Source organism: Mycobacterium simiae (assembly GCF_008370645.1).
Classification (GTDB): domain Bacteria; phylum Actinomycetota; class Actinomycetes; order Mycobacteriales; family Mycobacteriaceae; genus Mycobacterium; species Mycobacterium simiae_A.
The window spans coordinates 1-12,237 of record NZ_VTZN01000151.1; the positions used below are offsets into that span (position 1 = coordinate 1).

The following is a 12,237-nucleotide window of genomic DNA, read 5'->3' on the forward strand; positions in this document are numbered from 1 at the left end:
GCGGCAGGCGTTGCCGACGGCTGATGACTCGGTCCTTGTCTCACGGCGCGACCCTGATAACGCCTGGCGGCATGGGTCGCGTCGGCGACGGCCCGGCCGGGCCGCCACCACCGCCGCCGCCACTACCGCTGCCGGCGCTGCCGCCATCGCCGCTGCCGCCGCCACCAGCAGCACCTCCGGGCTGGGGAGAAACAGCGGGAGGCTCCACCTGTTGTGGTGGGGGCGGCTCCTGGGGCGGTGGAGGCAACTCCTGCGGCGGTGGCGGCAACTCTTGTGGCTGCGGCGGCTCCTGAAGCGCAGGCGGCGGCTGCTGCGGTGGCTGCGACGGCGCGGGCGCCAGTGGTGGCATGAGAATGTGAGCTGGCGGAGGCGATGGCGCCGGAATCTGCGGCGGCTTCGGCGCGATGGTCTCACCTGCGGGAATGGTTTCGATCAGCGGAGCGCGAATATCGCCGTGCGAGTTGCGGTCTGACCGCTCGCCCCGATGGTGACGCGCAACCAAGACGTTGCCGACGATCGAGTGTGGTAGCCCCACGACCCTGGCGGGTGTCTGTTGCCGCGATGCCGCCGGCACGGAGATCATGTCCGAGGCCGGCGCCCGGTCCCGTGAGTCGCGTTGTGAGGCAATGGCATTGTGCCGGTACGCAGCGACCCGGTCGGTGGGTTCATTGATTCGCGGCGTGGGATTAGGGCTGAAAGAAGCGATCTTGTCCTGGTTGAAGGGGCAGTAGGCCTGCACGGCCGCGGTGACGAAGCGGGATAGGGTGCGGGTCAGGCGGTCGGGAGGGTATTGGCGCAGGCTCGGGTCATTGTTGTACGCGAACTTCGTCATCGACTCGACGACTCGATCCACGGGCATACCGCCGTCGAGTCGGCCACAAACTTCATGGGCTATGGCAATCAGGCTTGGCGCATTCTCGAGGGCGGGGATGCCACGTCGATCAAGCGATGCCAGAAACTGGTCGTCCTGGTTCGGGTCCGCCGCTGCTGCGCTGCCGCGCAGGATCGCGGCGCCGATCAATATCACGGTGGCGGTTGCCACGGCGCCCGCGCGGCTGGCGGTGCCGGTGAACATAGCAGTGGTTTCCGTTCTGTAGGGCGGTCAGGTCTGTGGTGATCGATGTCGTGTGTGCCTCCTGGTACCCTCCCCAGTTTTTTCGTTGTTTTAACATTGCTGTAACATTCGCCGCATGCCGCTGTCAATGGCCACTTAGAAGTCCTCGTTGTTGCCAGGAGACGTGGCCACGCCTGCTGGTGAGGCGACATAGCAGAACACCGCAAGGGGCAGACAGCCATTAAGACGCAAACCCGGATGACCCCACGGGACCACCTGACTTTGGAGGCCAGCCGTGAGCTACTGCGAATGCTTGACAGCAGGCCTCGGCGTGGCTAACGGGTGCCCGGTCCATTCGTCACGTACACCCAGGACAAGAAGCTGGCCACGGCCTCGGCGGTCTGATGCGCACGCGGGGAACCGAAGATGTCGAAAGCATGTTGGGCACTGGGTAATTCGGCGTATGCGACTGGCGACTTCGATACCGCCCTCAACTCGTCGACGAACTTCTGAGCTTCGACGACGGGGATAAGGGAGTCGGCTCGGCCGTGCAGCACGAAGAAAGGCGGTGCGTCTGCCCGTACGTGATGGATAGGCGAAGCATCAACGAAGATGTGCCGATGCTCGCTGAATTTCAGCTTTACCACGAACCGTTCGAGCAGCCCGACGAACTCGGGTCGCCCGGCGGCGTCGAGGGAATACCAGTCGTAGCGCCCGTATACGGGCACGGCCGCTACCACCGACGTATCGGCTTCTTCGAAGCCGGGCTGGAATCTGGGCTCATTGGGGGTCAGGGCCGCCAGTGCCGATAGGTGGCCGCCGGCGGAACCGCCGCTGATAGCGACAAAGTCCGGGTCCCCGCCGTAGGCCGCGATGTTCTGTTTGACCCAGGCCAGCGCGCGCTTGACGTCGACGATGTGCGCGGGCCAGGTGTGCAGCGGAGAGACGCGATAGTTCAGCGACACGCAGACCCAGCCGCGCGAAACCAGGTGGCTCATCAAGGGATACGCTTGCGGGCGGCGCCAGCCGAGTACCCAGGCACCGCCGGGCACTTGCACCAGCACCGGTGCCTTGCCATCACGAGGCAGGTCGCGGCGACGCCAGATGTCGGCCAGGTTGGCGCGCCGGTGCGGGCCGTAGGCGACGATGTTGGTCTTCTCGACATAGCGTCGTCGCGCCACGGTGGTACGGAGCGGAAGGTTACGTCGCCCCCGGCGCGTCGGTTTGGTCGGCAGCGCGGCCAGCTCCTTGGCGTAGTCGGGTCCGAGCCCTTCGCTCAATCCCGCTTCCAGCACCGGCCCCGGAGTTGTGACGCCGCGGTAGCGGATCACCCCCAGGATCGTCCAGGCCGCAGCAGTTAACGCCAACGCCGCTTTTCCCTTCGGTCCGGCGAAATCGCCGCGCCGCCCGCGGCGCACGGCATCTAACGCGGAGGCTGTCAGGTACAGGCCGGGCACTTCCGATGCCGGCCAGCCGAACCAGAACACCAGGGCCGAGGCATAGGGATGCCGGGTGACCGGACGTAAACCGTTGGCCGCGTTGATCACTTCTAGTGCGCCCCGAGTCAGCGGGCGCGGACGGCGCGCCAGCCTCAGCAGTCGCTCGCCCCTCATGAGCCGCTGACCCGTGATTGCAGTTCGGCGCGCAGGATCTTGCCGGTGCTGCCGCGCGGAAGTTCGTCGAGGACGGTTATTTCACGTGGCACTTTGTAATTGGCCAGGTTGTCCCGAACGTGTTGTTTGAGGCTTTTCGCGGTTGCCGACCGGCCAGGTTCTAGCACAACGAACGCCGCGAGCCGCTGACCGTACTGTTCGTCGTCAACACCGATCACCGCGGCCTCAGCCACCTCGGGGTGGGCGGCTAGTGTCTTCTCCACTTCGATCGGGTAGACGTTCTCGCCGCCGGAAACAATCATCTCGTCGTCGCGGCCGACCACGAACAGGCGTCCGTGCTCGTCGAGGTAGCCTACGTCGCCCGACGACATGAATCCGGCATGGAAGTCCTTGGTGGCGCCGGAGGTGTAGCCGTCGAATTGGCTGTCGTTGCGGACGTAGATGCTGCCGACCTCGCCCGTGGGAACCGCGTTGAATTCCGGGTCCAGGATCCGGATTTCGGTCCCTTCCGCCGGTTTCCCCGCGGTGTCGGGGGCTGCGCGCAAGTCGGCTGGTGTCGCAGTGGCGATCATGCCGGCCTCGGTGGCGTTGTAGTTGTTATAGATCACGTCGCCGAATTGATCCATGAAGGAGATGACGATGTCGGGGCGCATTCGGGAGCCGGACGCAGCGGCGAACCGTAGCGACCGGCCGCTGTAGCGATGGCGAACATCGGCGGGCAGGTCCATGATGCGATCGAACATCACCGGCACCACCGCCAGGCCCGTCGCCTGGTGGCGATCGACCAGGTCCAGTGTCGCCTCCGGGTCGAACTTGCGCCGGGTGATGATCGTGCAGGCCAGCGACGCGGCTAGCACCAGCTGTGAGAAGCCCCAGGCGTGAAACATGGGCGCCACAATCACGATGGGCTCCTCGGCTCGCCAGGGCGTGCGGTCCAGGATCGCTGTTAGCGTGCTGATTCCACCGCTCCCGCCAGAATGCTTGGCGCCCTTGGGTGTTCCGGTGGTGCCCGAGGTCAGCAGGATCAGTTTGCCTTTGGCGGCGGCATGTTTGGGCCGCTGCCCGGCGTAAGTGGAGACGAGCTTTTCGACGGTCTGGTCCTGCTGCTGGTCGGCCCAGGCCACAATGCGCCTGGCGTCCGGTTTGCCTGCGAACGCGCGCTCCACCGTGGCGGTGAACTCCTCGTCATAGATAACAGTGTCGACATTCTCCCCTGTCACCACGTCGGCCAGCGCCGGGCCGGCGAACGAGGTGTTGAGCAACACGATGTCGGCGCCAACGCGGTGGGCTGCTATCAGCGCTTCGAGGAAGCCACGATGGTTGCGGCACATGATGCCAAGGACTTTCGGTGTCGCGGCTGGCAGGGCCTGCAGGGCGGCAGCCAAGGCATTGCTGCGCTCGTCGAGTTGCCGCCAAGTCAGCGTCCCTAGTTCGTCGATCAGTCCCGGGCGGTCCGGGCAGCGTTGCGCCGCGCCGGCGAAACCCGCAGTAAATCCCATTCCTTCACGTCGCATTGCGGCAGCGATCTTCAGGTAGCGGTCTGGCCGCATCGGGGCGATCAGTCGGGCGCGTCGCATGGTGTTGATCGAGCCGAATGCCTGATGGATGCGAGATATCATGGCTCAGCCTAGGATTGGGAAACGGCGAGTGGCGGCGAGTTTGTTGAGGCCTCCCTGCATCACCGAGCGCACATGTTCGTCGACCTCGTCGACGTCAGGGTGGTCACCGAACCGCGCAGCGATGTCGATCGGCTCCAGCACCTCGGTAACGATCTTTGTCGGCAGCGGCAGGTTGGGCGGGATAGCGGCGCTGAACCCAAATGGAAAGCCGAATGACAGCGGCAGAATGTCGGTGCGCAGCAATCGTTTTAGCCCCAAGCGCTGGGCCAGCCACGTTCCCCGCGACAGATAGAGCTGGGTCTCCTGGCCCCCGATAGACACCGCGGGCACGATGGGCACGCCGGCTTCGATCGCCGTTTTGACATACCCCTTGCGGCCGTTGAAGTCGATGACATTCTCGGCGAAAGTAGGTCGGTACGCGTCGTAGTCACCGCCGGGGAACACGATGACCACGCCACCGGACCGCAGCGCCTTGGCCGCGTTGTCCTGGCTGGCCCTGATGTAGCCGGTCCGCCGGAACAGCGACCCGGTCAGCCCCATGAACAAAATGTCATGACTGAGCGTGTAAACCGGCCGGTCATAGCCAAACTTCTCGTAGAAGCTAATGCTGAAGATGGGAACGTCCATTGGAAACATTCCGCCTGAGTGGTTGCCGACCACCAGCGCTCCGCCCGGCGGAAACGTGTCCAGGCCGTGCACCTCACACCGGAAGTACGTCTTCAAGATCGGACGCATCACACCCATCAACCGCTTGGTCAGGCCGGGGTCCCACTTGTCGATATCGGGTTCTCCGATATCCGGGCTGTCGGTGCTCACGTGCCTCCCTCATGGGCTCTCCCCAGGCTTGTGTGCCGTGGAGTGTCTTGATGGTAGCGACCGGGCCGCGACAGGCCGACCGGTCCGGCCACCGGACCGGCCGGGTCCGCAGTCGCCGGGCGACCTACCGTATCGACGCGAACGCCTGCGGATAGCTACCGGTTCTGCTACGTTTCGTGCCGGCCGGGCGGAGCTGGCAGGGGGGGTAGCGGGTGTCATTTGTGGTTGCGGAGCCGGAGGTGGTGGCTTCAGCGGCTTCGGGTTTGGCCCGTGTCGGTGCGACCGTCGATGCGGCTATATCCGCCGCGATGGGCCCGACGACGCGGGTGATGGCGGCCGCCGGCGATGAGGTTTCGGCGGCGATCGCGGCGCTGTTCGGGGACTACGGGGCGCAATTTCAATCGCTCAGCGCGCAGCTGTCGGCGTTTCATAACCAGATTGTCCGCGGACTCGACGCGGCCGCAGAGGCCTATGCAGCCGTTGAGGCCGCCAATAGCTCGCTGCTGCGGTCCTTGGACCAGATGCAGCATGACCCGCGCGCCGCGGTGAGCACGTCAACCCAGGCATTGCTCGAGCACCCGCCGATCGCCAATGACATGGCCGGCCTAGTTGCAGGGACCGGCGGACCCACCGAGGCCGGAGCCGTGCCGACGCGGTTGCTGCTGCCACTTGGGCCAACGGCGCTGATTATGGGTCCTACCGGAAACCCGCTCCCGACGGGTCGCTACCTATGGCAGGTCTTCAACCGCTACATCCGCCCGTTCTACCCGGGCGCACTGGCCGTCGGATTGACCACACCCGAGCAATTTCAGCCGTTTTCCGGTATCCCCAGCCTGACCTTTGACGAATCGGTGGCCCAGGGCGCCTCCATTCTGCATGGCGCGATCATGTCGGAATATGCCGCGGGGCGAGAGGTCGTCGTTCTGGGCTTCTCCCAGAGCTCTTCGGTAGCGGCCATGGAAATGCGGTATTTGGCAAGCCTGCCGCCAGACCTGCGGCCCAGCGCCGACCAGCTATCGTTTGTGCTGCTCGGTAGTCCCAGTAACCCTAACGGGGGCATACTTGCGCGGTTTCCCGATGTGCGCATCCAGCCGCTCGGTGTGACATTTTCCGGTGCCATCCCGGACACTATTTACCCGACCACTGTGTACACCCGGCAATACGATGGCTGGGCCGACTTCCCGCAGTACCCGGCCAATATCGTGGCTGACGTCAACGCAATGTTGGGTATCTTCTATTCACACGGCACTTATGAGGAGCTGACGCCCGCACAGATTGCGGCAGGTATTGTTCAGCCGGTGTCTCCGGCGGCTACCGACATCACCTACATCATGATTCCTACCGAGAATCTGCCCTTGCTGGAGCCGCTGCGCGGTATTGTGCCCGAGCCGCTGCTGGATCTCGTGCAGCCGAATTTGCGGGTAATCGTCGAATTAGGTTATGACCGCACGGGATATGCGGATGTGCACACACCGGCCGGCCTCTTCCCGACGCACGTCGATCCCATTGCCGTCATGGGCGACCTGGCTGTGGGGACTCAGCAGGGAATCAACGACGCGTTAGCCGGCGTAGGACTGCCGCTGCTGCCGGACCTGCCGCTGCCGCCCGCCCTGGATCTGTCGACCCCGTTGAATTCTTCGCTGCCGATCAGTATTTTGCCGCCGGCCATGCCGACCGAGATTTCGGTGCCACCACAGCTCGGCAGCGCCATCAGCGGGCCACTGGACTACCTAGACCACATCGTCAGCACCGCCATCAACGACGAAATCGACCCCGCCATCACCTCAACCATTTACCAAGTCGGCGATTCGCTTTCAGCTCAGGCAGTGAGTTATGGCGCGCCGGCCGAGGTGGTTAATGCCATCACTATTGGTCAGATGATGTTGCCGGTTTTCGTCGCAGCCCCCGGCTATTTTGTGACATCCGATCTGCATTACCTGGTTAGCGGCATCAATGCGTTGACTGCCGGTGACCTCGGCGGGTTCAACCAATACATGCAACTCATCCCGGCCACAAATATAATGTTCGTCGTGTTTGGCCCTGGAATTGGTGGGATGGTCGTCGCGGCTCTCGTCACCGGTCAGCCGTTGTCGCTCTGACGCTGCTGCACCACGTAGACCGAGCCGTCGCCGGCAACCCCGTGATCGTCGGCTCCGAATACTGATGCGAGCATCTATTGTGAAAGATCAACCATCGAGTCTGCCGACACCGATCATCCTGTCCACCAACTGATCTCATACCCGCAGATCTGGAGGGCCCGTCATGGGATTCATGTCACCGGAGCTTCCCGACGTCCAACACGCGAGCTGGCAGGCGCTGCCGCGGGCTGTACGTCTGCGAATCGTCACGCGGCACTGGGTGGAGCACGGCTTTGGTACTCCCTACGCCGCCTACCTGCTGTATCTGTTGAAGATCGGCGTGTACGTCGCCGCCCCCGCGGCGATCATCGCGCTGACGCCCGGCTTGGGCGGATTGGGCCAGATCGGCGACTGGTGGACGCAACCGATCGTGTACCAGAAGGTCATCATCTTCACGCTGCTTTTCGAGGTGATGGGCTTTGGCTGCGGCTCCGGCCCGCTCACCGGACGGTTCATGCCGCCGATCGGCGGGTTTCTGTATTGGTTGCGCCCCAGAACCATTCGACTGCCGGCCTGGCCCGACAAAGTACCCTGCACTCGCGGCGACAGCCGTTCCGTCGTCGACGTCGCCCTCTACGCCGTGGTGATATTGGGCGGGGTGTGGGCCCTGTTGTCACCGGGTCGGGGCGGTCCCGTCACGGCTGGCGGCGATGTCGGTTTGATCGACCCTGCCCTGATCATCCCGACGGTCGTGGCGCTGGTGGTGTTGGGGCTGCGCGATAAGACCATCTTCTTGGCCGCTCGCGGCGAACACTATTGGCTGAAACTCTTGGTGTTTTTCTTCCCGTTTACCGATCAGATCGCCGCCTTCAAGCTCATCATGCTGGCGCTGTGGTGGGGGGCGGCGACCTCCAAGCTCAACCACCACTTCCCGTATGTCGTGTCGGTGATGACGAGCAACAACGCGCTGCTGCGTAGCAGGCTGTTCAACCGGCTCAAGCACCGGCTCTACCTGGATCCGGTCAACGACTTGCGTCCGTCGCGGTTGCCGAAGCTGATGGCGCACGTCGGCGGGACAACGGCGGAGTTCCTGGTCCCCGGGGTCTTGGTCTTCGTCGCCGACGGTCACCCCTGGCGGTGGTTTCTCATCGGCTTCATGGTGATCTTCCACCTCAACATCCTTTCCAACTTGCCGATGGGAGTTCCGTTGGAGTGGAATGTGTTCTTCATCTTCTCGCTGTTCTACCTATTCGGGCACTACAGCGCGATCCAGGCCACCGACCTGCGATCACCACTGCTGCTCGCCATCATTCTTGCCGCCGTGGCCCTGGCGATCGCGGGAAATATTCTCCCCGAAAAGATTTCGTTTCTGCCGGCAATGCGCTACTACGCCGGCAACTGGGCCACCAGCGTGTGGTGCTTTCGGCCCGGGGCCGAGGACAAGATCGAAGCCAATATCGTCAAAAGCTCTGCGCTGGTGGTCAATCAGCTGACCAAGCTCTACGGTGCCGACAGCGCTGAAATCATGATGGACAAGACCGCCGCCTTCCGGGCGATGCACACCCATGGCAGGGCCCTCAACGGCCTGTTGCCGCGCGCCTTGGGGGGCGACGCCGACGAAGGCAATTACCGCGTGCGCGAAGGGGAGTTGATTGCCGGCCCCTTGGTCGGCTGGAACTTCGGTGAAGGGCACCTGCACAACGAGCAACTGCTAGCGGCGGTGCAACGGCGGTGCAACTTCGACGACGGCGACGTTCGTGTGGTGATCCTGGAAGGCCAACCGATCCATGTCCAAAAGCAGTGGTACCGCATTGTCGACGCCAAAACCGGTTTGATTGAGGCCGGTTATGTCGATGTCAAAGACATGCTGTCTCGCCAACCTTGGCCCGAGCCCGGCGACGAATTCCCGGTCCACGTAGCCAGTCAACGCGAGAACCTATGACCACGGCGGTCGTCGTCGGCGCCGGACCCAATGGCCTGGCCGCGGCCATCGAGCTGGCCCGGCAGGGCGTCGAGGTGCAGGTGCTGGAAGCTCGCGACACGATCGGCGGGGGAGCGCGTTCAGGTGAGCTGACGCTACCCGGGATCATCCACGATCACTGCTCGGCGTTTCACCCGCTCGGTGTCGGGTCACCGTTCTGGCAGCAGATTGACCTCCAACGCTATGGGCTGAGGTGGAAATGGCCCGAAATCGATTGCGCGCACCCGCTCGACGATGGCACCGCCGGCGTGCTGTTCCAGTCAATCGAGAAGACGGCGGCGCGGATGGGGCCGGACGGCAGCCGTTGGCGATGCGCGGTGGCGGATCTGGCGGCGGGATTCGACGAATTGGCGAGCGATTTGCTCCGGCCGGTGATCAACGTCCCGCGACACCCGCTCCGCCTTGCCGCCTTCGGTCCGCGGGCGGTGCTGCCGGCCACCACTGCCGCGCGCTGGTTTCGCACCGAGCAGGCCCGCGCGTTGTTCGGCGGCGCGGCCGCGCACGTCTACACCCGGCTGGACCGGCCGCTGACCGCGTCACTCGGGTTGATGATCTTGGCCAGTGGCCACCGCTACGGCTGGCCCGTCGCCGAAGGGGGATCCGGGTCGATCACCCGAGCTTTGGGCGCGGCGCTGCGCGCACATGGTGGCTGCGTCACTACTGGCGTCTCTGTCACCAGCCGCCGCGACATCCCGGATGCCGACCTCGTCATGCTCGACCTCAGCCCGGCCAGTGTCCTGGCGCTCTACGACGATGCGATGCCCGCGCGGATCAAGTCGTCGTATCGGCGTTACCGGCAAGGCTCGTCGGCGTTCAAGGTCGACTTCGCCATCGAGGGGGACATTCCGTGGACCAACCCCGATTGCGGGCGAGCCGGCACCGTCCATCTAGGCGGCACCTTCGCCGAGATCGCCGACACCGAACGGCAACGTGTCCAAGGCGCGATGGTGCCACGGCCCTTTGTCCTGGTGGGGCAGCAGTACCTGGCCGACCCGACCCGCTCAGCGGGCAACATCAACCCGATCTGGGCCTACGCCCACGTGCCCTTCGGCTACACCGGCGACGCGACCGCCGCCGTCGTCGACCAGATCGAGCGGTTCGCCCCCGGATTCCGTGACCGCGTCATCGCCACCGTCAGCACGTCCACCGCCGAGCTGCAGGCCTACAACCGCAACTTCATCGGCGGCGACATCATCGGCGGTGCCAACGACCGGCTCCAGGTCATCTTCCGGCCGCGGATTGCCCTCGATCCCTACCCGATCGGCGTGCCTGGCGTCTACCTGTGTTCGCAGTCCGCGCCGCCCGGCGCCGGCATCCACGGGCTGTGTGGCTACCACGCCGCCCAGTCGGCGTTGCGCGGGCTGCGTAAGCGGCATTAGCGGCTCCCTAGGGTGCCCGGATTGATGTCGAAGATCTCGGGCCATCCGAGTGATCGGCTTACCGTTATCTCGAACATTCGGCAACGGCCCCTCGCGAGCAGAATTCGTGCACATCACAAGTTACGCGCGAAAGTTTCTGTCGGCCATAGCAATGCGCGGCCGACCCACAATGCCGCGCACACCGCAGCGCCGATGTCTCGCGTTCGTCTCAACCACCGCCAACGACGCTGAGCGGCATCATGGACCTGAATCGTCCGATGCTCTGATGCCTGCCGTAGCCAAAGCGTGACAGAGCCTTGATCGAATTGCTCAGGCGCGCTTGCCCTTCCACGCTCGACGCGGCGCCTACCATCACTACTGCTAACTATGTCACTCAAAAGGGAATCGGAGCCATGCGGGCGGTTGTTCGGTGTGTTCTTGCCGTGGTCGCGATCGCGACGTCTGTGGTCGCGGGGCCAGCCGGCGTAAGCCGAGCGGCGGTGAACCAGCCGCATGGCTACGCCATCGCTTCGGTTCTTCCAACGCGTGGCCAGGTGGTGGGTGTGGCGCACCCGGTGGTAGTCAGGTTCCGGACGCCCATAGCCAATTTAGCCAACCGGCACGCCGCCGAGCGTGCCATTGCAGTCAAATCGTCCCCGGCAATGACCGGCAAGTTCGAATGGCTCGACAACGACGTGGTGCAGTGGGTTCCCGACCGATTCTGGCCGGCCCACAGCACGGTGACGCTTTCGGTTGGCCGCCTAGCCACTGATTTTGAAACCGGTCCTGCTCTCGTCGGCGTTGCCAATGTTTCGAATCACACGTTTACCGTGAGCATCGACGGCGTGGCGGCAGGACCACCTCCTGCACTACCAGCGCCGCACCACCGGCCCCATTGGGGAGAGGAGGGGGTGCTCCCGGCCTCGATGGGTAGGCCGGAGTACCCGACACCTGCTGGCACCTACACGGTCTTGGCCAAGGACCGCTCGGTGGTTATGGATTCGAGCAGCGTCGGGATCCCCGTCGACGCTCCCGACGGGTATCGCATCCCGGTGGATTATGCCGTCCGCATCACCAGCCGGGGCCTCTACGTGCATTCGGCTCCGTGGGCCGTCAATGCAATGGGGCTTGAGAATGTCAGCCACGGTTGTATCAGCCTGAGCCCCGAGGATGCCGAGTGGTACTACAACACCGTCCATGTTGGCGACCCGGTGATTGTGCAGGAATAACCAGCGCGCCATTCGCCGCTTAAAGTGGCTCACCCAGACAATCTGGGCGCCCCCGCGTCAAGCTGATTCGGCGGCGGTTCCCGGCTACCCGTACCGCCGGCGACCGGAGGCGACCATGGTGCCGCTTTCCGGCTGAGCGCACCTTGACCATTCCGAGTGCCGCGCGGAACTGACACAGTGCTTCAGGTTTGGCGCGGCGGCCGCGTCCCTCACAGCGTCTACTGCAGCGACTGCATCCAGATGAATGGCGCACGATATGAGGAGGCGATGGTAATTCCTAACCATGCGCTGGGCGGCGTCGAGTGTGTGCTGGCGGCGGGGACACGCCGGGGGACCGCCGAGCGGTGCCGCCGTAGTTGCACTTTCGACGCGTCCGCTTGTGCCTTCGTGGTCGAACCCAAGCGGCGACCGCGCCGGGGGCCAGGCAACTCATCGAAGCCGAGCTGGTATGCCCGGCCGAGTGCCTGGGCGCCCCGCGCCTGTCCTAGA

8 protein-coding genes and 1 pseudogene are annotated in these 12,237 nt (G+C 64.4%); 4 read left to right on the plus strand and 5 right to left on the minus strand.

The window, feature by feature from the left end:
* Positions 1–40 precede the first annotated feature (40 nt).
* The 4 genes from F0Q45_RS20045 to F0Q45_RS20060 form a co-directional block, all read right to left on the minus strand.
* The gene (locus F0Q45_RS20045) at positions 41–1,075 is read right to left on the minus strand and encodes a DUF732 domain-containing protein (RefSeq protein WP_149655606.1); all 1,035 of its coding nucleotides are present in this window, start codon (positions 1,073–1,075) and stop codon (positions 41–43) included.
* A 314-nt stretch (positions 1,076–1,389) separates the two neighbouring features.
* Positions 1,390–2,667, minus strand: coding sequence for an alpha/beta hydrolase (locus F0Q45_RS20050; RefSeq protein ID WP_149655607.1), 1,278 nt, complete (start codon positions 2,665–2,667; stop codon positions 1,390–1,392).
* The gene (fadD12, locus tag F0Q45_RS20055) at positions 2,664–4,286 is read right to left on the minus strand and encodes an acyl-CoA ligase FadD12 (protein WP_149655608.1); all 1,623 of its coding nucleotides are present in this window, start codon (positions 4,284–4,286) and stop codon (positions 2,664–2,666) included. Before fadD12 ends, F0Q45_RS20050 begins: the two co-directional genes overlap by 4 nt.
* Before the next feature lie 3 nt (positions 4,287–4,289).
* A complete protein-coding gene (locus F0Q45_RS20060; RefSeq protein WP_149655613.1) occupies positions 4,290–5,030 on the minus strand; it encodes a lysophospholipid acyltransferase family protein in 741 nt (246 codons plus the stop codon).
* Between the two features lie 284 nt (positions 5,031–5,314).
* On the opposite strand from F0Q45_RS20060, the pseudogene F0Q45_RS20065 reads away from it, so the two are divergent.
* From F0Q45_RS20065 to F0Q45_RS20080, 4 genes and pseudogenes are all read left to right on the plus strand, one after another.
* A pseudogene (locus F0Q45_RS20065) lies at positions 5,315–6,616 on the plus strand (PE family protein); the annotation flags it as partial.
* 748 nt (positions 6,617–7,364) lie between these two features.
* The gene (locus F0Q45_RS20070; protein WP_149655610.1) at positions 7,365–9,122 is read left to right on the plus strand and encodes a DUF3556 domain-containing protein; all 1,758 of its coding nucleotides are present in this window, start codon (positions 7,365–7,367) and stop codon (positions 9,120–9,122) included.
* On the plus strand, positions 9,119–10,540 hold the full coding sequence (locus tag F0Q45_RS20075) for a phytoene desaturase family protein (protein ID WP_149655611.1): 1,422 nt from the start codon (positions 9,119–9,121) through the stop codon (positions 10,538–10,540). The genes F0Q45_RS20070 and F0Q45_RS20075 overlap by 4 nt, the downstream gene beginning before the upstream one ends.
* A 392-nt stretch (positions 10,541–10,932) precedes the next feature.
* Positions 10,933–11,748, plus strand: coding sequence for a L,D-transpeptidase (locus F0Q45_RS20080; RefSeq protein WP_149655612.1), 816 nt, complete (start codon positions 10,933–10,935; stop codon positions 11,746–11,748).
* 218 nt (positions 11,749–11,966) lie between these two features.
* Here F0Q45_RS20080 and F0Q45_RS28685 read toward each other — a convergent pair.
* Positions 11,967–12,237 (minus strand): hypothetical protein (locus F0Q45_RS28685; protein ID WP_223163927.1); only part of this gene is annotated, 271 nt, incomplete at its 5' end.

Bases quoted from the DNA above. Each gene is read 5' to 3' on its own strand.
- F0Q45_RS20060 (WP_149655613.1), bottom strand. From the start codon at position 5,030: ATGGGTGTGATGCGTCCGATCTTGAAGACGTACTTCCGGTGTGAGGTG.
- fadD12 (WP_149655608.1), bottom strand. From the start codon at position 4,286: ATGATATCTCGCATCCATCAGGCATTCGGCTCGATCAACACCATGCGA.
- F0Q45_RS20080 (WP_149655612.1), top strand. From the start codon at position 10,933: ATGCGGGCGGTTGTTCGGTGTGTTCTTGCCGTGGTCGCGATCGCGACG.
- F0Q45_RS20045 (WP_149655606.1), bottom strand. From the start codon at position 1,075: ATGTTCACCGGCACCGCCAGCCGCGCGGGCGCCGTGGCAACCGCCACC.
- F0Q45_RS20050 (WP_149655607.1), bottom strand. From the start codon at position 2,667: ATGAGGGGCGAGCGACTGCTGAGGCTGGCGCGCCGTCCGCGCCCGCTG.
- F0Q45_RS20075 (WP_149655611.1), top strand. From the start codon at position 9,119: ATGACCACGGCGGTCGTCGTCGGCGCCGGACCCAATGGCCTGGCCGCG.
- F0Q45_RS20070 (WP_149655610.1), top strand. From the start codon at position 7,365: ATGGGATTCATGTCACCGGAGCTTCCCGACGTCCAACACGCGAGCTGG.